Annotated in this window: 17 protein-coding genes and 1 pseudogene; 11 read left to right on the top strand and 7 right to left on the bottom strand. The window is 66.5% G+C overall.

Features of this window, described 5'->3' with window-relative positions; all coding sequences use genetic code 11:
• The first annotated feature begins 44 nt into the window (after positions 1–44).
• The 3 genes from NUV79_RS03595 (at position 45) to NUV79_RS03585 (ending at position 2,917) form a co-directional block, all read left to right on the top strand.
• A complete protein-coding gene (locus NUV79_RS03595; protein ID WP_257731714.1) occupies positions 45–1,685 on the top strand; it encodes a benzoate-CoA ligase family protein in 1,641 nt (546 codons plus the stop codon).
• 47 nt (positions 1,686–1,732) lie between these two features.
• Positions 1,733–2,140 carry a RidA family protein gene (locus tag NUV79_RS03590; protein ID WP_257731713.1) on the top strand — a complete coding sequence of 136 codons (408 nt, stop codon included), beginning with the start codon at positions 1,733–1,735 and terminating at the stop codon, positions 2,138–2,140.
• Between the two features lie 135 nt (positions 2,141–2,275).
• A complete protein-coding gene (locus NUV79_RS03585; protein WP_257731712.1) occupies positions 2,276–2,917 on the top strand; it encodes an EF-hand domain-containing protein in 642 nt (213 codons plus the stop codon).
• 82 nt (positions 2,918–2,999) lie between these two features.
• On the opposite strand, the gene NUV79_RS03580 is transcribed toward NUV79_RS03585, so the two are convergent.
• From NUV79_RS03580 to NUV79_RS03550, 7 genes are all read right to left on the bottom strand, one after another.
• Complete coding sequence (locus tag NUV79_RS03580) at positions 3,000–4,634, bottom strand: sulfate adenylyltransferase subunit 1 (RefSeq protein ID WP_257731711.1); 1,635 nt, start codon at positions 4,632–4,634, stop codon at positions 3,000–3,002.
• Positions 4,634–5,536, bottom strand: a complete 903-nt coding sequence (gene cysD, locus NUV79_RS03575) for a sulfate adenylyltransferase subunit CysD (RefSeq protein ID WP_257731710.1) — start codon at positions 5,534–5,536, stop codon at positions 4,634–4,636. Before cysD ends, NUV79_RS03580 begins: the two co-directional genes overlap by 1 nt.
• Entirely contained in the window at positions 5,533–6,342 is an 810-nt protein-coding gene (locus NUV79_RS03570) for a phosphoadenylyl-sulfate reductase (RefSeq protein ID WP_257731709.1), read from the bottom strand. Before NUV79_RS03570 ends, cysD begins: the two co-directional genes overlap by 4 nt.
• Before the next feature lie 155 nt (positions 6,343–6,497).
• Positions 6,498–9,911 (bottom strand): error-prone DNA polymerase, encoded by a 3,414-nt coding sequence (locus NUV79_RS03565; protein WP_257731708.1) that lies wholly within the window; start codon positions 9,909–9,911, stop codon positions 6,498–6,500.
• Positions 9,908–11,452 carry a Y-family DNA polymerase gene (locus NUV79_RS03560; protein WP_257731707.1) on the bottom strand — a complete coding sequence of 515 codons (1,545 nt, stop codon included), beginning with the start codon at positions 11,450–11,452 and terminating at the stop codon, positions 9,908–9,910. Before NUV79_RS03560 ends, NUV79_RS03565 begins: the two co-directional genes overlap by 4 nt.
• Complete coding sequence (locus tag NUV79_RS03555; RefSeq protein WP_257731706.1) at positions 11,358–12,206, bottom strand: ImuA family protein; 849 nt, start codon at positions 12,204–12,206, stop codon at positions 11,358–11,360. The genes NUV79_RS03560 and NUV79_RS03555 overlap by 95 nt, the downstream gene beginning before the upstream one ends.
• Before the next feature lie 108 nt (positions 12,207–12,314).
• Positions 12,315–13,340: a helix-turn-helix domain-containing protein gene (locus tag NUV79_RS03550; RefSeq protein WP_257731705.1), complete on the bottom strand. Its 1,026-nt coding sequence runs from the start codon at positions 13,338–13,340 to the stop codon at positions 12,315–12,317.
• Positions 13,341–13,587: 247 nt separating this feature from the next.
• Here NUV79_RS03550 and NUV79_RS03545 point away from each other — a divergent pair, with 247 nt between their 5' ends.
• The 8 genes and pseudogenes from NUV79_RS03545 to NUV79_RS03510 all read left to right on the top strand — a co-directional run bounded on the left by NUV79_RS03545 (position 13,588) and on the right by NUV79_RS03510 (position 24,462).
• A complete protein-coding gene (locus NUV79_RS03545; RefSeq protein ID WP_257731704.1) occupies positions 13,588–15,855 on the top strand; it encodes a TonB-dependent receptor in 2,268 nt (755 codons plus the stop codon).
• Positions 15,856–15,870: 15 nt separating this feature from the next.
• The gene (locus NUV79_RS03540) at positions 15,871–16,248 is read left to right on the top strand and encodes a hypothetical protein (protein ID WP_257731703.1); all 378 of its coding nucleotides are present in this window, start codon (positions 15,871–15,873) and stop codon (positions 16,246–16,248) included.
• Entirely contained in the window at positions 16,245–17,516 is a 1,272-nt protein-coding gene (locus NUV79_RS03535) for an MFS transporter (protein ID WP_257731702.1), read from the top strand. Before NUV79_RS03540 ends, NUV79_RS03535 begins: the two co-directional genes overlap by 4 nt.
• A gap of 39 nt (positions 17,517–17,555) precedes the next feature.
• Positions 17,556–19,001, top strand: coding sequence for a phospholipase D-like domain-containing protein (locus NUV79_RS03530; RefSeq protein ID WP_257731701.1), 1,446 nt, complete (start codon positions 17,556–17,558; stop codon positions 18,999–19,001).
• An 88-nt stretch (positions 19,002–19,089) separates the two neighbouring features.
• A pseudogene (locus tag NUV79_RS03525) lies at positions 19,090–19,887 on the top strand (endonuclease/exonuclease/phosphatase family protein); the annotation flags it as partial.
• Between the two features lie 595 nt (positions 19,888–20,482).
• The gene (locus NUV79_RS03520; protein ID WP_257731700.1) at positions 20,483–22,741 is read left to right on the top strand and encodes a TonB-dependent hemoglobin/transferrin/lactoferrin family receptor; all 2,259 of its coding nucleotides are present in this window, start codon (positions 20,483–20,485) and stop codon (positions 22,739–22,741) included.
• A 91-nt stretch (positions 22,742–22,832) separates the two neighbouring features.
• On the top strand, positions 22,833–23,585 hold the full coding sequence (locus NUV79_RS03515; protein ID WP_257731699.1) for a ChuX/HutX family heme-like substrate-binding protein: 753 nt from the start codon (positions 22,833–22,835) through the stop codon (positions 23,583–23,585).
• Positions 23,569–24,462 carry a ChaN family lipoprotein gene (locus NUV79_RS03510; RefSeq protein ID WP_257731698.1) on the top strand — a complete coding sequence of 298 codons (894 nt, stop codon included), beginning with the start codon at positions 23,569–23,571 and terminating at the stop codon, positions 24,460–24,462. Before NUV79_RS03515 ends, NUV79_RS03510 begins: the two co-directional genes overlap by 17 nt.

Below are 24,462 nucleotides of genomic sequence, written 5' to 3'. Positions count from 1 at the left end.
GGCCGAGGGGACCTGATCGGATCCGGCTCTTGCAGGGGAACGCAATGACAGCAACCGGATTCGCGAGATCGGGGCATCAAGACAGCTTCGCGCGGGACAACCTGCCGCCGCGCGCAAGCTGGCCCGATCTGAGAGTGGAAGAAGCAGGGCTGGCCTATGCCGAGCGGCTGAACTGCGTCGCGGAATTGCTCGACCGGCACATCGCCGAGCGGCGCGGCAATCGTACCGCCGTGATCGCGAGCGACCTGCATTGGAGCTATGCGGACCTCGCGGACAAGGTGAACCGCATCGCCAATGTGCTGACCCGCGATCTCGGCATGGTCAGCGGCAATCGCGTGCTGCTGCGCGCTGGCAATACGCCGATGATGGTCGCGGCCTATCTCGCCGTGATCAAGGCCGGCGGCGTCGCGGTCGCAACCATGCCGATGCTGCGCGCCGGAGAACTCGCCTATCCCCTGCGCAAAGCCAGGATCGCGCTGGCGCTCTGCGACCACCGCCTCACCGCCGAGTTGGAAACCGCCAAGGCGCAGGTGCCGGAGCTTGCCCGCATCGTCGCCTTCGGCAACGCCGACAGCGCGCTGGAAGCGCTGATGGCGCAATCGGGTTACGAGCACTTTGAGGCCGCCGATACCGCGCGCGACGATGTCTGCCTGATCGCCTTCACCTCCGGCACGACGGGCGAGCCCAAGGGCACGATGCATTTCCATCAGGACATGCTGGCCATCTGCGATTGCTACGGCGCCCGTGTGCTGAAGGCGTCGCCGGACGATCGCTTCACCGGCTCGCCGCCACTGGCCTTCACCTTCGGGCTCGGCGGGCTCGTGCTCTTCCCGATGCGGATCGGCGCAGCGATGGTGCTGCCCGAAAAGGCCGGCCCGGCCGACCTCCTCGACGCGGTCGAGCGCTACAAGGTCAGCGTCGTCTTCACCGCGCCGACCGCCTATCGCGCCATTCTGGACAAGCTCGACGGGCGCGACATCTCCTCGCTGCGAACTTGCGTCTCGGCCGGCGAGGCCCTGCCCAAGGCGACCTTCGACGCCTGGCAGGCACGGACCGGCATGCCGCTGCTCGACGGCATCGGCGCGACCGAGATGCTGCACATCTTCATCGGCGCGCCACGCGAGGCGATCCGGCCGGGCGCGACCGGGATTCCGGTGCCGGGCTACGAGGCGAAGATCGTCGACGAGAACGGCAAGGAGGTGCCGGACGGCACGCCAGGGCGACTTGCCGTGCGCGGACCAACCGGCTGTCGCTATCTCGCGGACGAGCGGCAGGCGAAATATGTCCTCGGCGGCTGGAACATCACCGGCGACACCTATCTGCGCGATGCGGACGGCTATTTCTGGTACCAAGCTCGCTCCGACGACATGATCATCTCGGCCGGCTACAACATCGCCGGCCCGGAGGTGGAGGCCTGCTTGCTGACGCATGAGGCCGTCGCGGAATGCGGCGTCGTCGGCGCGCCCTGCCCCGAACGCGGGCAGATCGTGAAGGCCTTTATCGTGCTGCGCGAAGGTGTCTCAGGCGATGCGGCGCTGGTCAAAGCCTTGCAGGAGCATGTGAAGGCCAGTATCGCGCCCTATAAATATCCGCGCGCCATCGAATTCGTCGAAGCCCTGCCGAAGACGGCGACCGGCAAACTGCAACGTTTCGCGCTGCGCCAGATCGCGCAAGGCGAGACCTGATCTTCCTTCCAACAGAGCCTGAACGGCCGAAACCGAGGCGACATGCCATGTCCGAACTCCCGCAATCCCGCGCCATCCTGCCCGAGGGCTGGCCCCAACCGCGCGGCTATGCCAACGGCATGGTGGCGGAAGGCCGCGTGCTGGTGACGGGCGGGCTCGTCGGCTGGGATGCCGAGGGTGTCTTCGCCAAAGGCTTCATTGGCCAGCTGCGCCAGACCTTCCTCAACATCAGGGCGGTGGTCGAGGCCGGCGGCGGGCGCGTCGAGGATATCGTGCGCCTGACCTGGTATGTTACGGATATCGCGGCCTATCGCGCCAGCCTCAAGGAGATGGGGCCGGTCTATCGCGAGGTCTTCGGCCGGCATTTCCCCGCGATGGCGGTCGTCGCCGTCACCGCGCTGGTCGAGCCGGAGGCGTTGCTGGAGATCGAGGCGACGGCCGTCGTCGCGGGTTGAGCGAAACCTGCGTCAAACCGTCGCAGATCGACTCGTGGGAAAAAAGCACACACGGCGACGTTTATTAGGCATTCACCAAGATTCAGGGCCGAAGCTTCCGGAGCGCCGCAGCATCGCGGCGTTCCGGAGTAATCCATGTCGAGTATCAACAGTATCGGGGGCGGCTTCCGGCCGCACCACAAGCCACCCAGCTTCGACCAGATCGACGGCAACAGCGACGGCGCACTCAGCCTCGAAGAGTTCAAGAGCGCAGGTCCCAAGGGCGCCGACAGCAGCAAGAGCGAAGAGCTCTTCAAGAAGATCGACTCAGACGGCGACGGCTCGATCAGCAAGGCCGAGTCCGATGCGTTCAAGGACAAGGCCAGGAAGGCCGACGACCTCCTGCAATCATTCCTGTTCTCGCTCCAGACGAACGGAGCGCAGACAACCGAGGCGGCCGCGGATAGCGACGCGGACGAGCTGTCGGCCTTTGAGGCGATCGACAGCGATGCCAATGGCGGGATCAGCCAGGACGAATTCAGCACTGCCTTCAAGGACAGCCGCCTGAACAGCAACCGGCTGAACGCGCTCTTCAGCGCTCTGGACGGCGATGGCGACGGCTCGGTCACGCAGGACGAGGTGAAGGCCTTCCAGTCGGCGATGGAGCAGGCCGGATCACGGCAGCGCCGCCCGCCGCCACCGCCGGAGGCTTTCCAGAACGCCTCGCAGGCCTATGGCAGCGCGTCGCAGCTCTCGGCGTCGAACACCACGGCGAAGACCTACACCCAGGCGGCCTGAGCTCCGCTATCCGGTCGCCGCGCAGACCCGTGGCAGCCGCAACATCCCCGACGCCGACGGCAGAAGCCGCTGGCGCCGCTTCTCAGATCCCCGCTCCGTCCTGCAAGGTTCCGGCCGGCGCCGCCCGCCAGAGACGCATATGCAGCGCCCGCAAGCCCGGCCGCAGCAGGATATCGCCGAAGGCGAGCGCCAGAGACGCAGCCGCATTGGCCGTCAGGGCAAAAGCCGCCGCGAACAGCCCCGCCGTGCTCAGCACCCGCCAGCTCACGCCGGCCAGCCAGGCCCTGCGATCCGGCGTACCCGGCCGGCCGACGATGCGGATGACGCCGCGTTGTGCTCGCGCCAGCGCCCCGCCCTCGCCAACGGCCCGCTGGGCATCGCCCTCGCCCGGCTCAACGAAGCCGAAGGCGACTGTCTCGTTGCTGATCCGGTCGATCAGGATGAAGCCGCCAAGCTCGTGGCTACGCGCATATGGCAGCGAGACCAGCGGCCGGTCCAGCCGCAATGTCACCAGGCCGATACCGTTCATGCCCAGGCTTTGCGCCGGCAGCGGCTGGAAGCCCTCGATATCGATGCTGTGATGCAGCGCCTCGACAGTGGCATTGGCACTCTGCGTCGCAAGCTTCACCAGGAACTGGCCGCCTTCGAGCATGGCACGCTCTCCGGTCCAGAGCAGGCGCGCCCTGAGGCCGCGGCTCACCGGAAGCGCCGAACCCGCCGCAGTGATGACGTCGCCGCGCGAGATGTCGATATCGTCCTCCAGCGTCACCGTCGCGGCCTGGCCAGCGCCGATCTGGCTCGCCTCACCTGCGGCGCCGATCAAGCGCGCGATGCGGCTGGTGCGGCCGGACGGCAGCGCCACGACGGGATCGCCGACACGGGCGCGGCCGGCTACGGCTGCGCCGGCATAGCCGCGAAAGTCGAGGTCAGGACGGTTGACCCATTGCACCGGCAGGACGAAACCCTCATCGGCCGGCGCGGCACGCGTGATCGCGACGCCTTCGAGATAGGGCAGCAGCGCCGGTCCGTCATACCAGGGCATCAGCGCTGACGGGCGCATGACGTTCTCGCCGTCGCGGGCCGAAACCGGGATGAAGCGGATCGAGGCGAAGCCGAGGCTCCGCACCGCGGCGCGATAGTCATTCGCGATCCGCTCGAAGACGGCCGCGTCATAGCCGACGAGGTCCATCTTGTTGATGGCGACCACGACATGGCGCACGCCGACCAACGAGACGATGAAGGAATGGCGGCGCGTCTGCGGCAGCAGGCCCTTGCGCGCATCGACCAGGATGATAGCGAGATCGGCGGTGGAGGCGCCGGTCGCCATGTTGCGGGTGTATTGCTCGTGGCCGGGCGTGTCGGCGACGATGAAGCTGCGCGTCTGCGTCGCGAAATAGCGATAGGCGACGTCGATGGTGATGCCCTGCTCGCGCTCGGCCGAGAGACCGTCGACCAGCAGCGCGAAATCGGGCGCCTCGCCCTGCGTGCCGAACTTCTTGGAGTCATCATCGAGCGCGCTGAGCTGGTCGTCGAAGACCGCGCCGGCCTCGTAGAGCATGCGGCCGATCAGCGTGGACTTGCCGTCATCGACCGAGCCGCAGGTAATGAAACGCAAAAGGGAATGCTGGCCGGATTCGGAGGCAACCGGCGTGTCGTTGGCCGGAAGCGGTGTCTGTGCCGGCTTCGGCATCTTCTTTTTGGCGAGCGCGAAGCCCATCAGAAATAGCCTTCCTGCTTCTTCTGCTCCATCGAGCCGGAGCCGTCATGGTCGATGACCCGGCCCTGCCGCTCGGAGGATCGTGACGAACGCATCTCGGCGATGATGTCGGTGAGGTTCGTCGCCTCGCTCTCGACGGCGCCGGTCAGCGGGTAGCAACCGAGCGTCCGGAAGCGGACCATGCGGGTTTCGACCGTCTCGCCGGGTTGCAGCTCCATGCGCTCGTCGTCGCGCATGATCCAGGCGCCGTCGCGCCTGACCACCGGGCGCGGCGCTGCGAAATAGAGCGGCACGACGGGAATGTTCTCCAGCGCGATGTAGTCCCACACGTCGCGCTCGGTCCAGTTCGAGAGCGGAAACACGCGAAAACTCTCGCCGCGATGCTTGCGGGTGTTGAAGAGCTGCCAGGGCTCGGGGCGCTGGTTCTTCGGGTCCCAGCGATGCTCAGGGCTTCGCAGCGAGAAGACGCGCTCCTTGGCCCGGCTTTTCTCCTCGTCGCGGCGTGCGCCACCAAAGGCGGCATCGAACCTGTGGAGGTCGAGCGCCTGCTTCAGCCCCTGCGTCTTCATCACGTCGGTATGGACGCGCGAGCCGGAGGCGAAGGGACTGATCCCGGCCTCGACACCCTCCCGATTGATATGGACGATCAGATCGAGCCCGAGCCGCTTCGCCGTTTCGTCGCGGAAGGCGATCATCTCGCGGAACTTCCAGGTCGTATCGACATGGAGCAGCGGGAAAGGCGGCTTGGCCGGGTAGAACGCCTTCATCACGAGATGCAGCAGGACGGCGGAATCCTTGCCGATCGAATAGAGCAGCACCGGCTTGTCGCAGGTCGCCACGACCTCGCGGATGATGAAGATCGCCTCCGCCTCGAGCTTCTGGAGATGACTGAGCTGAATCATTGGCGCACCTCCACCGTCGTGGCCTGCGCGCGCGCCGGTTTCCCGTTCTGCCCGACATGCAGGCCGCATTCCTTGGCCGCGTCGTCCTCCCACCACCAGCGCCCGGCCCGCTCGGGCTCGCCGGGACGGATGGCACGGGTGCAGGGCTGGCAGCCGATCGAGACGAAACCCTGCGCGTGCAGCGGGTTGATCGGCACGCCGTTTTCCTGCGCGAAGGCGAGCGCCTGTTCACGCGACCAATCGATCAGCGGGCTCGCCTTGACGAGGCCACGGGCCGCATCGGCCTCCGCCAGTTTCACGCCACCCCGCGTGGCCGACTGGTCGGCGCGGAGGCCGGTCAGCCAGATGGAGGCACCGGCGAGCGCCCGGCCGAGCGGCTCGACCTTGCGGATATCGCAGCATGACTTGCGGGCGTCGCGCGAGACATAGAAGCCGTTGATGCCGTTCTGGCGCACATGAAGCTCGAGCGTGTCATGGCGCGGATAGTACGGGCGGATCAGGATGCCGTAGCGCTCCTCGGTCTCCTGCCAGAGCGAATAGACCTCGGGAAAAAGCCGGCCGGTATCGAGCGTGGCGAAGGTGACGGGCAGCTTCGCGGTCACGATGAAATGGGTGAGGACCTGGTCTTCGAGGCCGAAGGAGGTGGTGAAGACCACACGCCCGTCCGCTTCCGCGACGATGCCGGCAAGGCGCCCGGCGACGTCCGCCTTGCCGAACGCCGTGTCCAGCGCAGCCGCGCGATGCGCCAGCAGCGCCTCTGCCGGCGTTGTCGTCGAGGGGTCGTCCGAGCCGAAGCCATTCGCCATGGTCGTGGCCGCCTGTTCGGTAAATCGAACGAACCACTTATACCCATGGCGGCAAAGGTTCAATTTACAACAGATAGCGTGTTTTTTCTTATTTTACTTCCATTGGAGAAGTTTGTTTTGGCGGGTGCTCCGGGACGCCCCTCAGCGGCACAAACTCAATGGAAATCCCGCGATTTCGGGAGAATGCGGACATTGCGCGGGTGGCGATGGCGCGGCAGCGGCGGGTTCTTCAGCTCGTCGATGGGCATCGGCACCTCGGCGCGATGCGTATCCGAGAGCGAGAGCAGGTCAATCGAGCGGTCGGCGATGCGCTGGGCCATGAGATGGGTGACGCCCTCGACGCTCTTCTGCACCCGGCCCTCGACCAGCATCAAACGCGCGCCCATGACCTCGCGGCGGAAACGTTCGAACAGGCGCGCCCAGATCACGACATTGGTGATGCCGGTCTCGTCCTCCAGCGTGACGAAGATCGCGTTGCCCTTGCCGGGCCGCTGGCGCACCAACACGATGCCCGCCGTGCGGACGAAGGCGGCATCGGGCTTCGCCTCGGTTTCCGCGCAGCTCAGCACCCCCTCGCGGTGGAAGCGCGGCCGCAGGAGCTGCATCGGGTGCCCCTTCAGCGAGAGCCGGACAGTCTGGTAATCGGCGACGATATGCTCGGCCAGCGGCATGAGCGGCAGCGCCATGCTGCGTTCCGAGCCCAATTCACGTGCTTGCGCGGCCTGGAAGAGTGGCAGAGCAGAATCGTCCGGCAGGCGGCGCACGGCCCAGAGCGCCTCGCGCCGATCCAGCCCGAGCGAGCGGAAAGCATCGGCATCGGCCAGCAGACGCATGGCACGGGCCGGGAGGCTGGCCCGACGCATCAGCTCCTCGACGTCGCGATAGAGGCCGAGTTCTCGTTCCTCCGTAATGGCCTTGCCCCACTCATCCTTGAAGCCGTCGATCTGGCGGAAGCCCAGGCGCAGGGCGAAGGGATCTCTTCCGCCTTTCCGGCTCGGCCGATCGCGGTAAGAACTTGATTCCGAAACAGCCTCCAAGCTGTTGTCCAGAAAGCTTGAATTGACATCGACCGGCCTCGCCTCGACGCCGCCGTTCTCCTCCGCCTCCCGCACGATCTGGGCCGGGGCATAGAAGCCCATCGGCTGGGAATTCAGCAGTGCGGCGGCGAAAGCGGCCGGATAGTGCTTTTTCAGGAAAGAGGAGATGTAGACCAGCTTGGCGAAGGAAGCTGCGTGGCTTTCCGGGAAGCCATAGCTGCCGAAGCCCTTGATCTGTTCGAAACAGCGCTGGGCGAAATCGCGCCCATAGCCGCGCTCCACCATGCGCTCGACCATCATCGTCTCGTAATTGCCGATCGTTCCGGCATTACGGAAGGTCGCCATCGCCTTGCGCAGACCGTTGGCTTCGATGTCGGAGAACTTGGCGGCGACCATGGCGAGCCGCATCGCCTGCTCCTGAAAGAGCGGAACGCCTTCGGTTTTGTTCAGGACTTCGAACAGCTCGTCCTTTTTACCATGCCCCGGCGCAGGAGCCGGATAGGTCACGTCTTCGATCCCCGCCCGCCGCTTCAGATAGGGGTGGACCATGTTGCCCTGGATCGGGCCGGGCCGGACGATCGCGACCTGGATGACGAGGTCGTAGAATTTCCGCGGCTTGAGCCGCGGCAGCATGTTCATCTGGGCGCGGCTCTCGACCTGGAAGACACCCAGCGACTTGCCCTCGCAGAGCATGTCGTAGGTCGCCTCGTCGCCATCCTTGAGGTCGGCGAGCGCGTAGTCCCTTCCCCCGTTCTCCTTGATGAGGTCGAACGCCTTTCGGATGCAGGTCAGCATGCCCAGCGCGAGCACATCGACCTTCATCAGTCCGAGTTCATCGATGTCGTCGCGGTCCCATTCGATGAAGGTGCGGTCGTCCATCGCAGCGTTGCCGATCGGCACGGTCTCGTCGAGGCGCCCGCGCGACAGGACGAAACCGCCGACATGCTGCGAGAGATGGCGGGGATAGCCCAAGAGCCGGGTGGCGAAGTCGACGGCGCGGCGGATGGTCGGATTCGTGGGATCGAGCCCGGCCTGACGGACGCGGGCGTCGCCGATCTCGCTGCCCCAGCTTCCCCAATTCGTATCGGCGATGCGGGCGGTGACATCCTCGGTCAGCCCCAGCACCTTGCCGGCCTCGCGGATGGCGCTGCGCGGCCGGTAGTGGATCACCGTCGCGGCGATGCCGGCGCGATGACGACCGTATTTCTCATAAATCCACTGGATCACTTCCTCGCGCCGCTCATGCTCGAAATCGACATCGATATCGGGCGGCTCCTTGCGTTCGGTCGAGATGAAGCGCTCGAACAACACGTCGTTCTCGTCCGGATCGACGGCGGTGATGCCGAGCACGTAGCAAACGGCGGAATTGGCGGCCGAGCCGCGGCCCTGGCAGAGAATTCCCTTGCTGTCGGCAAACTCGACGATCTGGCGGATGGTCAGGAAGTAGCGGGCGTATTCGAGCTTCTCGATGAGGGCGAGTTCCTTCGCCAGCAAGCCCTGAACCTTGTCCGAAATGCCGCCGGGATAGCGGATCAGGCAGCAGCGGCGGACCAGTTCCACCAGCCAGTCCTGGTCCTTCCAACCGGGCGGAATCGGCTCATCGGGGTATTCGTATTTGAGTTGGCCGAGATCGAACTCGATGCGGGAAAACAGGGCTTGCGTCTCGGCGATGGCCTCGGGCGCATCCCTGAAGAGACGGGCCATCTCCTGCGGCAGCTTGAGATGACGCTCGGCATTGGACTCCAGCAGGCGCCCGGCCCGCTCGATGGTGGTGCCCTCGCGGATGCAGGTGAGCACGTCCTGCAGGTCGCGCTGCCCGATGGAATCGTAGAGCGCGTCATTGGTCGCAATCAGCGGCGTGCGGGTCGCGGCCGCGATCGCCTTCAGGCGCGCGAGGCGGCGGCGGTCGTCGCCGCGCCGGTGCATGCTGGCGGCGAGCCAGACAGCGCCGGGCGCAGCATCGTCCAGCTTGGCGAGCAGAGCAGGCAGGCCATCGAGGCTGCGCTCGGGCATCAGGATCAGCAGCAGGTCGCGGGCATCGTTCAGGAGATCATCGAGGACGAGATGGCATTCGCCCTTCTTCACGCCGTCCTTCAGGTTGCCATGGCTGAGCAGGCGGCAAAGGCGGCCCCAGCCGGCGCGATTGGCCGGGTAGACGACGATGTCGGGCGTGCCATCGGCGAAGACGAGGCGGGTGCCGGTCGCGAGCTTGAAGTGCTCCGCCTTCGCCTTCATCTCAGCCGGCGTGAAAGGCAGGGCAGCGAATTCAGGGTTCTCGGCCCAATAATATTCGCCGGGGCTACCGCCCTCCCGGATCTTGTCGGGCGCCGGCAGGCCGTCCTCGCGCAATGGCTTCAGCGCTGCCCAGGCTCGGACGACACCCGCCACCGTATTGCGATCGGCGATGCCGATGCCGGAATAGCCGAGCAGCAGCGCCGTCAGCACCATATGTGGCCCCGGCGAAGCGCCACGCAGGAAAGAAAAATGCGAGGCGGCAACGGGTTCGGCAAAGGCATTCGCAATCTGATTCATGCGAAGAGCCCATGGAGGAACCAGCGCGGCGGTTCGTTTCCGGCCTCGTAAAAGCCGATGCGGTAGAGCCAGAAGCGGCGGCCTTCAGCATCCTCGACACGATAATAGTCGCGCATCGGCTCGTCCGAACCGTCGCGCCACCATTCGGGGGCGATGCGCTCGGGGCCTTCGGCGCGGGCGACGTCATGGATGAGGCGGCGCCAGCGAAAGCGGATCGGCGGACCGTCCGGCACCTCGGCGATCGCATCGACCGGCTGGGGCGGCTCGAAGAGCTGGAGCGGGCGGGCTGGCGGCTCCTGCGGCTCGGGCGTCGACCAGGGCGTTTCCGGCAAGGGCGCGGCGGCCGAAAGCGCCTTGGCGGCGCGGACGGGATGATGCGTGTCCTGTGCCCCGAAGCGCAGCACCCGGTCGCGGCCGAAGCGGGTGACGAGCCGGTCGACCAGATCGGCCACGGCCTCCTCCTCGACCGCGCGGCCGTCGAGGCTGTGCTGGGGCGTGTCGAGCGGTTCGCAGAGCGGCACGGCGAGCTTGATCGCATCGAAGCCGAAGCCGGGATCGAGCGGATCGGACAACGTCTCGACGCGCTCGCGATAGAGCCGGAGCAGCGCCTTGGCATCGCGTGACGGGCGGCCGGTCTCGATGGCGAGGCGACGCACAGTGCCGTCGCTACGGAAGAAGCCGAGTTCGAAGGCGCGCCCGCCCTCGCCCCGCGCTTCCAGCACCCGCGCCGCCTCCCCGATCAGCCGGACGACCACGGCCTCGAGGCTCGCGGTATCGGTGAAGGGCTCGGCGAAGTGGCGCTCGACCACGCAATCCGGCGGCGGGCGCAGGGGTGTGATGCGGCGGTCCTCATGGCCGAGGATGCGCCGAAGCTTGACTGCCAGCGCCTCGCCAAAGCGGGCTGAGAGCGTTTCGGAGGGGCGTTCCGCGAGATGGTCGAGCGTCTTGAGGCCCGCACGGGAGAGCGCGATCACGGTCTCGGCGTCGGTGTCGAGCGCAGCTGTCGGCAGCGGGCGGAGCCACGCCTCCTCCTGCCCCACTGGGACGATGCCGCCACGGCCATGACGGGCACAGGCGCGAGCGGCGTCGGGCGTTCCGGCGATGGCGGCCTTCAACTGGAGGCCGCCGCGCTGCATGGCGCGCGCGGCAAGATTGCCGAGCCCGGCCTCGCCGCCGAAGAGATGGGCGCAGCCGGTGATATCGAGCATCAGGCCATGGCGCTCGTCGAGCGCGACCAGCGGGGTGAATCGGTCACAGAAACCGGCGAGTGCTTCGAGGAATTCGTGGTCGGCTTGGGCTTGCGTCTCCAGCGCGACGAGATCGGGGATGCGGGCGCGGGCATCGGCCAGCGTCATATCCCGCGTCAGGCCGAGTTCGACGGCGCGGCTGTCGCAATCGACGAGGCGCAAGGCATTGCCCAGCACCTCGGTCAGGACATGCGGCTTCTCAGCCGACGCGCCGGAGGCCGGAATCACACCCGTCCGCCGCAACCTGTCCGTCGCCAGATAGGGGAACCAGAGGGCGAAATAGCGGCGCGGCATGGTCTGTCCGGGAGGCTCGATCGAAAAGGCTGCGTTCCGCAAAGCAATGTCGGTCACGGTCCCACTCCACACGCCACTCACGCTCGGCCGCGCCGCCGCGCTGGCGCAGCAATCTCAAGGCAAAGGCCGGGGCGCCCGGCGCATTCGCCTCCAGCGCCCGCGAGGCAAGCGCCCTCACCTGCCAGCGCGTGCGCGCCGCGCTCGGCGCCTCGGCCGCCGCGACACGCAGCAGCAGCACCGGCACGCCCGAGGCTTCCGCCGCGAGAGCGAGACGCCGGCTCGCCGTCAGGTCGAAAGGGCGCGGCTCGCCCCAGGGCTCGATCAGCACGGCGCCCAATGCCGGGCAGCGCGCCGCCTCGGCGCCGGCCCGCAGCACGCCCTCGCCGTCGCGCGCCCGCACCAGCAGCAGGCGCGCCGGATCGAGCCCGAGCTCGTTCAGCCCCGGCGCATGGAGCCGCCCGGACTCCGCATCGACGAAATCCTGCCGCGCCCAGAAAATGGTACGACCTGCCTCTCCCTCCGTTTCCCCCGCCCGCAAGGCGAGGCCGAGCGCGAAACCGGTCGCGGCGGCGAGATCGGCGACCTCGGCGGCGTAGACCTCATGCAGCGCCGCCCGCGCTAGCCCGCCATTCAGGACCTCGTCCAGACCGGGCACGCCCAGGCCGATCCGTCCGGCCGCAGCCGGGCCGCTCCGTAGGGCGGCCTCAGTAAGGCTGCGGCGCAGGTCGGACAGGGTCGGTGCGGTTTCCGGCATGGGGGTACGATAATTGTTCTCTCTTTGTTCTTTTATAGAGTGCTCCCCGCCGGAAGGCGAGTCGAGTCTTCCGGCCATCCCCATGCCCCTGCCAGAGGGTGACGCGGATCAGGTCTCGCCGCTGACCGCCTGTGCCTTGATCTGCGAAGGCGGGCGGCCGAAACGCTTGCGGAAACAGCGGTTGAAATAGGAGAGATCGCCGAAGCCGACCTCATAGGCCACAGCGCTGATGGTGAGCGCCGCGCCTTCGGCCGTGACCAGCCGATGCCAGGCACGGTCGAGCCGGCGCTCCAGCACATAGTCGGAAAAGGTCCGCCCCTCGGCCTCGAAGAGCTTCTGCACGACGCGGGCGCTGATGCCATGCAGGGTCGCGATCATCTCGACGCCGAGCTCCCGCCGTTCCAGCCGCGCCTCGATATCGGCCTTGATCGCGGCGAGGCGTCCGGCCCGCCGATCCGCCATCGCGGCCGGTGCCGCGGGCTCGCGATCCGCGAGGGCAGCGCCGATGAGATCATGGACATGACCCTTGGCGAGAGCCTGAAGCTCGGGCGAGTTCAAGGGCAGCAGGCCGCGCAGCAGGAGCGCGCCGTAATGCGCCAGCGCCTGCAAGCCCGGATTCGAGCGCGGGATGACCTGCATCAGCCCGACATCGTCTGCGAGCGAAGGTAGCAGGGCTGAATCCAGCTCGATCACGTCGATGCGGCCGGGCTGAGCCAGGACAAACTCCGTCGGCTGGTCGAGGGCGAGCGCCGCAGCTTCGCGGGCCCGCAGCGCGATGCGCTTGTCGCCTTGTCTGATCACGACCCGCGCCTCGGCCGGGCGGACGAGAATGTAGCGTACGCCCTCCCCGTTCCGCTCCGGCTGCCAGATCCAGTGCGACGCCGGGGCAAAGCAGGAGCGCAGGCCGATATCGGGACGCGTGGTCAGGATGCAGCGGGCATCGAAAGGCAGAGGCAGGTCTGGCGCCGCCGCTTCGCGGGCGACGGTGCGGCCGAGGATGCGCCGCGACAGCGTGCTCGCCTCGTCGCGGCCGACACCAGCCGAGACCAGCCAGAACGGGACGAAATTCCGCGCTTCCGGTGCCGCCTCCCGGCCAAGGCGTGTCGCGACAGCCACATCTCCCGTTTTCGACACCGGATTCGCCTCAGTCCTATAGCGCGTTCGCGGAAGTCCAAGCTTAGACCCGAGAAACATCATTACAGCAACAACTGAGATCGATCGCAGCACCTACGAAACATCGAATCCGCGATGAAATCAAGCTACTTTACTATAATTTTAAAGAGCGAATTCTAGAACAACCCAAGTAATCCGCCATCAGAACGGCATCGGCTCCCTGCCCAAGACATGGACAGAACCGCAGCCGGCGCCGCCAGGTAGAACCATGACCAGACCGATCAGCCTCGCCACCAGCCTCGTGGCCCTCCTCGCCTCCTCGATGGCGGTCGCGCAGGTTTCGCCGGAGTCCGCAACGAGAGCGGCGGCCGGCCGTGCCGCAACCGCGCCGACCACGATCGATCTCGACACGATCACGGTGACCGCCGCCCGCGCCGAGCGCAACACTGCCGAGACGCCGCAATCGGTCCAGGTCATCGACCGGACGGAGATCGAGCAGCAGATGAAGTTCAGCCCCAACGCTGCTGCCGCGCTCGGCAAGCTGGTGCCGGGCTATTCGATGTCGACGCAGACGGTCTCCAGCGCCTCCGAGAACTATCGCGGTCGCGACCTGCTGGTGATGATCGACGGCGTGCCGATGAACACGCCGCTGCGCGATGTCTCGCGCATCCTCTCGCTGATCGATCTCAACACGGTGGAGCGGATCGAGCTCGTCGCCGGCGCGTCCAGCCTCTATGGCGCGGGCGCCACCGGCGGCACGGTCAATTTCATCACGAAAAAGGCGGCCGAGGGCAAGCCGCGCGTCACGGTCAACACGGCGATCCGCGGCTTCACCCAGAATATCGGCCGCTCGCTGGCGCCGGAAGCCTCGGTCACCGTCTCCGGCAAGGTGCCGGATGGTATCGACTACCTGTTCTCGGGCCAGATCCGCGGCGCGGGCCGCACCTATGATGGCGCCGGGCGCGAACTGCCCTCGGACGGCCTGCTCGGCCAGGGCGGCGGCGACCGCTACAAGGCCGGCAATCTGCTCGCCAAGCTCGGCTACGACTTTGCCGGCGGCAAGCGCATCGAGTTCAACGCCTCCTGGATCGGCTTCGACCAGGACCCGAAATACCTGACCAACTACGCAGCGCCCTTCGCGCGGCCGGACCGGACGCAGCTCTATAACGGCCAGAGCGTACTGGAAGACACCAAGTCCGTGTCGCTGCGCTATAGCGACGCCGATTTCGCGCTCGGCAAGCTCAGCCTGCTCGGCTACTACAACGACATCAAGAAGCGCTTCAATTACTCGACCTTCTCGTATCCCTACAATTCGCAGGTCTACTATTCCTTCAACCCGCTCTCGCCGACGAGCCGGGACAACCAGACGACGCTCTATTCGCAGCGCGGCGGCGTCAACGTCACGATCGACACCCCGCTCGACGTGATCCTGCCCGGCGCGAAGCTGACCTGGGGCGGCGACCTGATCCAGGAGAAGACCTGGCAGACTCTGACCAGCGGACAGGACGTCTTCACGCCGCTCAAGCAGACGACGGCCGCCGGCTTCGGTCAGCTCCAGATTCCGATCGGCGAGCGCGTCGTGCTGCGCGGTGGCCTTCGCTACGAGCATTTCTCGCTCTCGGTGAACGATTATACCCGCCCGGCCGCCTATGCGGCGGTGGCCGCCAACAACGCGCAGGGCTACCAGGCCTTCGTGCTGCCGGCGCTGCGGGTGCTCGGCGGCGATTTCGACTATTCGGCGCTGACCGCCAATCTCGGCGCGACGATCAAGCTCTCCGAGATCAGCGAGATCTTCGGCGGCTTCTCGCAGGGCTTCGCCCTGCCGGATGTCGGCGCCTTCACCCGCCGTGCCGGCATCTCGACGCAATATGCCTGCCCGGTCCAGCTCCCGAACTGCCTGCCGGCCAACCGCCAGACCATCAGCTATTCGGCGATCGCCCCGAAGGCGCAGATCGTGAACAATTACGAGCTCGGCATCCGCGGCAGCTATGACCGCTTCAAGGGCTCGCTGACCGGCTTTGTCAGCACCTCCGACGACGGCGTCACCTTCGATTCCGTGACCAACACCATGTCGCAGCAGAAGGAGCGGATCTGGGGCGTCGAGGCGACCGGCGACGTCACCATCACCGACGCCTTCACCATGGGCACGGTGCTGTCCTGGCGCGAGGGCCGCTACGACACCAATGGCGACGGCCGGCTCGACAGCAACCTGCCGAACAACCGCATCGGCTCGCCCTGGCGCGGCATGCTCTACGGCAGCTACCGTTTCGTGAACAGCATGCAGCTGCGCGTCGAAGGCGAGGCCTTCTCGGACCGCGACGTCGCGATCGACCTGCGCGGCACGCGCTACAAGCTGAAGGGCGCCGCCACGATGAACGTCGCGCTCACCGCTCCTGTCTGGGAGGGCGAGGCCTATGTCGCGGTCAACAACCTGTTCGACCGGGCCTACCAGAACCCGACCGCGACCTCGGTGCGCAACCTGCCGAACTATGGCTGGGGCCGCACTGTTACCGTCGGCTTCCGCAAGACCTTCTGAGGCGCATTTCCGGTCATGGTCAACCTCGAGATCGACGCGGACGCGGTCGTGACGCTGCGCTTCATGCCGCCCTATGAACCTGAGGACGAGCGCGCCTATCTCGACGCGCTCCATGAGATCGGCCGGCGCGAGGAGCCCTATACGCTGCTGACGATCTTCGGCGGCGGCCGAGCTCTGTCGCAGGCGGGCGAGCGCGAGCAGGCACTCTGGTTCAAGGCGACGCGTACCCGTGTCTCGCGGGCCTGCCGCGCCTGCGCGATCGTGCGGCCCGATGCCAGCGAGAAGACCGCCGAAATCTTCCGCCGGCTCTGGCCCTTCCCGATCGTCGCCGAACGGGAGGAAACGGTTGGACGCGCCTTCCTGCTGAGCCAATACAGCGGAGCGAACCGATGAGCAGCGCGACGGAACCCGCCCGCATGCCCGCCACGCTCGCGCCAAGCCAGCGCTACCGACTCTTCGCTGTGTTGGGCGGGCTATACCTGGCGCAGGCGATCCCATCCTATCTCTTCGTCGCGGCGCTGCCGCCAATCATGCGCGAGCTCGGCGTCTCCCGCACCGCGATCGGCGCGATGAGCATCCTGTTGCTGCCGCTCGTCCTGAAATTCATCTGGGCGCCCTGGGTCGACCGAATCCGCCCCTTCGCGCGGGCGCATCGCGCCGGCTGGGTCTTCATCACCCAGAGCCTGACGATCCTCGCGATCCTCGCCCTGATCATGGTCGGGCCGACCGAGGTCAACGCGATCATCGCGATCGGCTTCGTCGCCTCGCTGCTGATCTCGACGCAGGACATCGCCACCGACGGCTATGCCGCGAAATATCTGCCGGAAGAAGACCGCGCCATCGGCAACGCCATCCAGGGCGGCTCGGTCGCCTTCGGCGTCGTCATCGGCGGCACGCTCGGGCTCGTGCTCTACCACCATATCGGCTGGACCGGGATGCTGGTGACCATCGCCGCGATCTCGCTTCTGCCCCTGATCGCGGCCGCGATGATGCGCGAGGACGATCCCGTGCTGGGCATCGCTCCCGCGCCGCGCCCGTCGATCCGCGCCTTCCTGAAGCGCCCCGAGGCCCGCCAGATCCTCTGGATCGCCCTGACCTACCGGGCGAGCGAGGGCCTCGTGAAGGCGATGGAGGGCTCCTACCTGGTCGATGCCGGCATCCCGCTCGACCAGATCGGCTATCTCTCAGGCCTGTCGGCAACGACCGCCGGGCTTGCGGGCTCCGCCATCGCCGCCTGGATGGTGAAGCGGCAGGGATTGCCCTTCGTGCTCGCCCTGCTCGGCGGGATGCGGACGATCTGCTTCGCGCTCTTCGCGGCGCATGCGCTCGGCGCCGTGGTCGGCGTCTGGCCTCTGTTCGGCGCCGCCGGCTTCCAGACCCTGATCCGCTACATGGAGATCGTCGCGCTCTATTCGCTGTTCATGGCGGTGACGACCTCGGACCAGCCAGGCACCGACTTCACCATCCTCGCCTGCGCGCAATTGCTGGTCTATCTCGCAGGCTCGATGCTGGCCGGCAAGCTCGCGGACGCCATGGGCTACGGCTTCCTGTTCTCGCTGGCGACCGCGATCTCCGCCATCGCCGTGATCGCGACGGTCCGGATGCTCGCACAGGCGAAGATCATGCAGCCGCCGGGCGCCGGGGCGATCAAAATCGGCTGAACATGGCGGAGCGCCCGTCTCCACGCTAGCCTTGGCCGCATGTGGGAGATTCTCTCAGCCTATTGGCCGCATATCCTTGCGGTCATCACCGTCGTGACGTCGACCGTCGCCGGCGCGCATGCGGTGATGACAAAGGACGAGGTCCGCGCCGCCATCGGCTGGGTCGGCGTCATCATCCTCTCGCCGATCGTCGGGCCGCTGCTCTACGCCATCGCCGGGGTCAACCGCATCCGGCGTGCCTCGATCCTGGCCCAGCGGCAAGGCCACGGCATGGCGGCGGCCGATTTCCATGTTGAGGACGAAGTCGTCGAAACGCATTTCGGCCGGCGCTTCCTCGCCCTCAAGACGCTCGGCGACCGCGTCGCCCGCCATCCGCTGACCACCGGCAACCGTATCGAGACGCTGGAGACCGGCGACAAGGCCTATGCCGCGATGCTTGCCGCGATCGCTGCGGCCGAGCACAGCATCATCCTGGAAAGCTATATCTTCGACCGCGATCCGCTCGGCCTGCGTATCGCCGACGCACTGATCGACGCGCACAAGCGCGGCATCGCGGTCCGGGTGCTGATCGACGCGGTCGGGGCGCGCTATTCCGTGCCGAGCATCGCCGGGCATTTGCGCGAGGGCGGGGTCGCGGTCGACGTCTTCAACGGCAACATCATCGTGGGCCTGCGGCTGCCTTATGCCAATCTCAGGACGCACCGGAAGATCATCGTCGTCGACGGCACGGTCGGCTTCATGGGTGGCATGAATATCCGCGAGGGCTTCACGCGTGAGTTCGCAGGCGAGGCTTTCGCTCATGATACACATTTCCGCGTCGAAGGACCGGTGGTGGCGGATCTCTTCGCGGTCGCAGCCGAGGACTGGTGCTTCGCGACCGGCGAATCGCTCTCAGGTCCTGCCTGGGAAATTCCGGTCATGGCACGCGGCAACATGCCGGTGCTGGCGCGCGCGGTGCCCACGGGGCCGGATTCCTACCTGGAAACCAATCACAAGCTCTTGATCGGAGCACTGTCGGTGGCACGCGATTCCGTGCGGATCATGTCGCCCTATTTCCTGCCGGACCAGGAACTGATCAGCGCCATCGTCACCGCGGCACGGCGCGGCGTTACCATCGACATCGTCGTGCCCTCGGTCAACAATCTCGTGCTGGTCGACCGCGCCATGACCGCGCAATTCGACCAGATGCTGAAGGATTATTGCCGGATCTGGCGCTCCACCGGCGCCTTCGATCATTCCAAGCTCCTCGCCATCGACGGCAGCTGGGCTTATGTCGGCTCGTCCAATCTCGACCCGCGCTCGCTGCGCCTGAATTTCGAGATCGACCTCGAAGTCCTCGACCATGGTTTCGCCCGCGCGATCGAGCGCCGGATCGAGAGAGTGATGGTGAGCGCTACCCCGGTCACGCTTGCCGGCCTGCGCGCCCGGCCCTATGTCATGCGTCTGATCGACAGGCTGATCTGGCTCGGCTCGCCCTATCTGTGAACCGATGCGGTCATATCCCTGACGCCATGGATGCCTAAGCCGTCATCCGCCCCAGCACGGCGGGTCCGGAGCACGAGCCGGCGGAGCGATGCAGAAGAAGAACCAGAGCCTGCCCGCCAGCATCATCGCCTCGCTGCGCCAGCGCAAGAACCGCCCCGGCAACGGGGCCGCTGGCGAAAGCGAGCGTCCCAATGGCACGTTGGTCGCATCTTACAACGTCCATAAATGCGTCGGCATCGATGGCCGCTTCGATCCCGGCCGGATCACGCAAGTGATCCGCGAGATCGCGCCCGACGTCATCGCCCTGCAGGAGGCCGACAAGCGCTTCGGCGCCCGCCATGGCCTGCTCGATCTCGTGCGGCTGAAGGACGAGACCGGCCTCGTGCCGGTACCCGTAGAGAGCGCCAATGCCGCGGCCCATGGCTGGCACGGCAATGTGGTGCTGTTCCGGCAGGGCCTGGTGCGCGACGTCCATCAGGTCTCGCTGCCGGGACTGGAACCGCGCGGCGCGCTCGTCGTCGATATCGACCTGGAAAGCGGCGCGGCACTCAGGATCGTCGCGGCGCATCTCGGCCTGCTCAGGCGCTCGCGCTCGCAGCAGGCCCGCATGATCATCGACCTGATGCGCAGCCGGGACGAGCGCCCCACCCTCCTGCTCGGGGACCTCAACGAATGGCGCCTCGGTGGTCGCTCAGCGCTGAACGCGCTCGATGCCGCGTTCGGGACGATGCCGGTGCCGGTGCCGAGCTTCCCGGCAGGACTGCCCTTGCTGGCACTCGACCGGATCATCGCCAACCGGCCGGAAATCCTGTCGGACGTCGCGGTCCACGACACACCGCTGGCGCGCGTCGCTTCAGACCATCTGCCGATCAAGGCCTTCGTCGATCCGGCGATGGCGGCGCTGCCGGTGCGCGCGCCCGATCTCATGCTCGTGCCGACGGAAGCGACACCTTCCGGGGCGGCGGAGCCGCGAGACAAGGAAGCCGCTTTACCGCTCGCCGCCCTGGCATCCGGCAAAGGGTGCCGCGGCAGCAATCGCGAGCTCGTGCGCAAGGCCGGCGACCAGCTGAAACGCGCCGTCAGGCGCACTTTGCGGCGGCCGGACGCTCCGACGCGCTGAATATATTCCCTGCGCGAGACCTACCGGTGCGCGGCATCACGCGCCCGGCGCATTCCGACTGCGGTCAATCCTCTGAAGCTGATCGCAGGCATGCCGGCTGTTGCGTCAGGCTGTCTTTGCCTGGCCGGCTTTCCGGGACCGCGATAATGACAACGCCGCGCGCGTCGCAATATATCGAACAACACCGTCTCAACATTGTCCATAATGCCCTTTACAAAACGAAATAATATAATAATTATATTCTGATCAGCGCCTAGTTTTGAATTATATCAATTATTATATTATCGATTCATAAAGAATCAACTTGCGAATCTTTTCTCAAGACTATTAGACGCCCCAGATATGGGACTGGGGTTACGTGATGAATAATAATTCTAAGCTGGCTTTCCTGGCAGCGCTGCTGTCGACGACCGCCTTCTCGGTGGCTCAGGCGCAGACGCAGACACCGCAAGCCAATCGAAACACCGGCGAACAGACGATCTCGCTCGACCAGATCACGGTCACTGCGACGCGCGGCGAGAAGCAGGTGCTCGATGTTCCCGGCACCGTCAGCGTAATCACGCGACAGGACATGGAGCAGCGGATCACTCGCGACACGCAGGACCTCGTGCGCTACGAGCCCGGCGTCATCGTCAACCGTCAAACGACTGGCACCGACCCGTTCGGCAATTATGGCGGCTTCACCATCCGTGGCGTCGGCGGCAACCGCGTGCAGATGCAGGTCGATGGCTCGCGCGTGATCGAGCGCATTACCGACGGCAACCGCGACTTCGTCGACCTGCCCTTCCTCAAGAATGTCGAGATCGTGAGGGGGCCGGGTTCGGTGCTCTGGGGCGCGGATGCGCTCGGCGGCATCGTCGCCTATCGCACGCTGGACCCGCAGGACCTGCTGAAGGGCCGCAAGGACAAGCCCTGGGCCGTCAAGCTCGACACGAGCTATGACAGCTTCGACCGCTCGCTGGTGAAGACCGGCGTCGCGGCCTACAGCTTCTCGCCGGCCTTCGAGGCGATCGTGGGCGTGAGCCATCGTTCGGCGCAGGAGGGCAAGCTCAGCAAGGCCCGCGCCGATGGCGGGCGCTGGGGCTGCCCGGTGCCGACGCTCCGCTTCCTCGGCTGCAACCAGCTCAATCCGCTCGACACCGAGGTCTGGAACGCGTTCGGCAAGCTCGTCTTCAAGCCGTCGGTCGATCATACGATCAAGCTGACCGGCGAGTATTTCGACAACGATACGCGGGTGAACCAGCTCTGGGACTACAATGTCGTCAGCCTCGGCACCCGCAACGGCGCCTATATCCGCGACCAGACCAAGAGCCGCCAGCGCATCGCGATCGAGCATGAGTGGCAGGCGGGACTGAGCTTCCTCGACTCCGTCCGCTGGCAGGCCTCGTTCTCGCCGCAGGAGCGCGAGATCATCAACAACCGCCTGCAGACGCTCTCGAACGGCCAGCAGCGCTTCACGCGCGGCCTGCTCGACTACAAGGAGCGGTTCTCGCAGCTCGACATCCAGGCGAAGTCGAGCTTCGCGCTGGGGCCGACCTTCCACCGCCTGACCTATGGCTTCCAGGGCGACGTCACGCGCACCGACTACAAGCGCCGCGACGACGTCCGGAACCTGACGACGGGCGTGACCACCACGACGATCGCGGGTGGCTTCAATTTCGCCAATGCCACGACGACGCGCTACGACTTCTACCTGCAGGACGAGATCGAGCTGCTGAACGGGCGCTGGACCATCACGCCCGGCCTTCGCTACGCGAACTACAACATCGATCCGCGCCTTGGGCAGAACTACGTCATCGTGCCGGGCAAGGAGCCACGCGAGCTGGATTCGCACCGCGTGATCCCGCAGGTCGGCACGCTCTTCAAGCTCGACGAGACCTATTCGCTCTATGCCCGCTACGCCGAGGGCTTCAAGATGCCAACGGCGCAGCAGCTGTACACCTCTCTGCCCTTCGGCACCCAGAACCTGATCCCCAATCCGGACCTGCGCCCGGAGAAGGTGAAGTCCTACGAGGCCGGCGTACGCGGCCGCTTCGCCGATGGCTGGTTCTCGCTCGGCGCCTTCCATGCCGACTACAAGGACTTCATCCAGGAACTCTACGAGGTGCCCGGCACGACCGACATCACCTCGCGCAACCTCGCCCGCGTGAAGATCTCCGGTATCGAGGCCTCGGCCGAATGGCGCTTCCATGAGCGCTGGGTCGGTCACCTCGCCGTCAGCTACCAATATGGCAAGCAGCGCAAGGTGCAGGGCTCGCCCATCGTCCCGTACAATGTCAGCCCGCTCAAGGCCGTCACCGGTCTTAAGTACCTGATGCCGGAATACGGGCTCGAGGCAGAGGTGATCGGCACCTTCGCGGCCGGCGCGACCCGCGCGGACGCTCCAACCACGTTCAAGCCCGGCGGCTACTCGGTGTTCGATGCCTATCTGAACTGGAAGCCGACCAGCTACATCACGGTGCGCGGCGGCGTGCAGAACATCTTCGACCGGCGCTATTTCGCGGATGTGCTGAACTACGACAAGGTTGCCTCATCGGCATCGGTCGCCGCCACGAACCCGCTGGAGCTGCAGACGGCCCCAGGGCGCACCTTCAAGCTCGCCGCTTCCGTCGAATTCTGACCCTGTTCGAGACGCCGGACGCCAAAAGCCCGGCGGATCAGCGGCGCCCCGGTCGAGACCCCGGGGCGTCGCAACCCTTTTGGAGACCATCATGAGCAACGAGACCAATCCGCGCGAAAAGCTTGCGCAAGCGCCCGCCGAAATCCTGCAAAGCCTGCCCGGCATGGGCCGCGTGATGCTGAGCACCCGCTCCGGCGGCGCGACCCATGAAAGGATGGGCGCTGTCGAGATGGTGACCATCTCCGGCAAAGAGGCCCGTTTGTCCGGCGCCTTCCATGACAGCCGCATCGACCTGACCACGGTCGTCAGCATCGTCGCCGACCGGACCAGCAAGATGCGCGAGCGCGTGCTGCCGCGCCTCGAATGCCAGGACGCGTCCGGCGAGACCCTGTTCAGCCTGATCGGGCTCGATGGGCTGGAACCGTTCGACAAGGCGCTGAAACCGTACGGTGCCGGCGAGAAGCTGGAGCCGGTGCAGCGCGAGGCGCCGGGTGGCGGCGGCTCGGCCGATGTGCCGGAGGACGATCTCGGCGCCCGCAGCTTCGCGGCGATCCTGGCCAGCGGCGAGCCGATCGCCATCGATGTCGAGCGCGCCGGCCTGTTCCAGCACTGGCAGGGCGCCCTGCCCGAGCCGAAGCCGGCCATGGGCTTCGTCAACATCATGCAGGGCGATTTCCATCTGCATCTCAAGGCCGGCGCGGTCTCCGGCTGGGCCCGGACGGAAAGCGCGGGGACCGTGGCGCTCGAAGCCCGCGACAGCGACGGCAAGGGTTTCGGCCTCGTCCTGCGCGGCCCGGCTGCCGCCTTCGCAGAGGTCCCGGACGTCGATGTCATCAGCGGCTGAACCGGCACCGGCGGGGGCGACCTTCGCCCATCCGCGCGCGACATGGCTCTGCCCGGATACGGGCCGGCTGCTGGCGCAGGGCGAGCTGATGCAGGCGATGGCGCGCAAGCGCGTCGTCCTACTCGGCGAGACGCATGACGTTGCCGAGATTCATCGCTGGCAACTGCAGGTCACGGCCTGTCTGCACCTGCTGCGGCCGCAGATGGCGGTGGGCTTCGAGATGTTCCCACTGCGCATCCAGCCGGTGCTCGATGCCTGGGTCGCTGGCGAGATGGACACCGCGACCTTCATCGAGCGCAGCGAATGGGCACAGGTCTGGGGCTTCGATCCCGAGCTCTACCTGCCCCTGTTCCATTTCTGCCGCCAGCAGTGGGTGAAGATGCTGGCGCTGAACTGCCACCGTCCGCTGGTCACGCGGGTCGGTCAGGTCGGCTGGGAGGCGACCCCGGTCGAGGAGCGCGATAGGGTCACGCCGTCTGCACCCGCGACCGACGGCTATCGCGACTACCTGGCCGCGATCACCGGCCGGTTCAGCGGATCGGCCAAGCCGGAGGCGATGGCGCCGGAGCGCTTCGACCGCTTCGTGAGGGCGCAGCAATGCTGGGACCGCTCGTTCGCCTGCCGCATCGCGGATCATCTCGCTGAGGCGACCGACGATCCGCTGGTCGTGGGCATCATCGGGCGCGGCCATCTCGAATACGGCCATGGCACGCCGTTCCAGCTTCGCGATCTCGGGGTCGAGAATGTCGCGGTCCTGCTGCCGGCGACCGACGCCACGCCCGAAGCGAAGCCGCTCGCCGGCATCGCCGACGCGCTGTTCCGGCTCGATACGCCCGAGCCGCCGCAATCGCGACGGACGCCGCGGGCTACGTCATGA

This window comes from Allobosea sp. 47.2.35 (genome assembly GCF_024655635.1).
Taxonomy (GTDB): Bacteria; Pseudomonadota; Alphaproteobacteria; order Rhizobiales; family Beijerinckiaceae; genus Allobosea.
This window is presented reverse-complemented; position numbering and strand designations above follow the sequence as displayed.

Bases quoted from the DNA above. Each gene is read 5' to 3' on its own strand.
- NUV79_RS03530 (WP_257731701.1), top strand. From the start codon at position 17,556: ATGTGGGAGATTCTCTCAGCCTATTGGCCGCATATCCTTGCGGTCATC.
- NUV79_RS03535 (WP_257731702.1), top strand. From the start codon at position 16,245: ATGAGCAGCGCGACGGAACCCGCCCGCATGCCCGCCACGCTCGCGCCA.
- NUV79_RS03515 (WP_257731699.1), top strand. From the start codon at position 22,833: ATGAGCAACGAGACCAATCCGCGCGAAAAGCTTGCGCAAGCGCCCGCC.
- NUV79_RS03580 (WP_257731711.1), bottom strand. From the start codon at position 4,634: ATGGGCTTCGCGCTCGCCAAAAAGAAGATGCCGAAGCCGGCACAGACA.
- NUV79_RS03555 (WP_257731706.1), bottom strand. From the start codon at position 12,206: ATGCCGGAAACCGCACCGACCCTGTCCGACCTGCGCCGCAGCCTTACT.
- cysD (WP_257731710.1), bottom strand. From the start codon at position 5,536: ATGATTCAGCTCAGTCATCTCCAGAAGCTCGAGGCGGAGGCGATCTTC.
- NUV79_RS03520 (WP_257731700.1), top strand. From the start codon at position 20,483: ATGAATAATAATTCTAAGCTGGCTTTCCTGGCAGCGCTGCTGTCGACG.
- NUV79_RS03510 (WP_257731698.1), top strand. From the start codon at position 23,569: ATGTCATCAGCGGCTGAACCGGCACCGGCGGGGGCGACCTTCGCCCAT.
- NUV79_RS03560 (WP_257731707.1), bottom strand. From the start codon at position 11,452: ATGCCGCGCCGCTATTTCGCCCTCTGGTTCCCCTATCTGGCGACGGAC.
- NUV79_RS03590 (WP_257731713.1), top strand. From the start codon at position 1,733: ATGTCCGAACTCCCGCAATCCCGCGCCATCCTGCCCGAGGGCTGGCCC.
- NUV79_RS03540 (WP_257731703.1), top strand. From the start codon at position 15,871: ATGGTCAACCTCGAGATCGACGCGGACGCGGTCGTGACGCTGCGCTTC.
- NUV79_RS03570 (WP_257731709.1), bottom strand. From the start codon at position 6,342: ATGGCGAATGGCTTCGGCTCGGACGACCCCTCGACGACAACGCCGGCA.
- NUV79_RS03595 (WP_257731714.1), top strand. From the start codon at position 45: ATGACAGCAACCGGATTCGCGAGATCGGGGCATCAAGACAGCTTCGCG.
- NUV79_RS03585 (WP_257731712.1), top strand. From the start codon at position 2,276: ATGTCGAGTATCAACAGTATCGGGGGCGGCTTCCGGCCGCACCACAAG.
- NUV79_RS03565 (WP_257731708.1), bottom strand. From the start codon at position 9,911: ATGAATCAGATTGCGAATGCCTTTGCCGAACCCGTTGCCGCCTCGCAT.
- NUV79_RS03545 (WP_257731704.1), top strand. From the start codon at position 13,588: ATGACCAGACCGATCAGCCTCGCCACCAGCCTCGTGGCCCTCCTCGCC.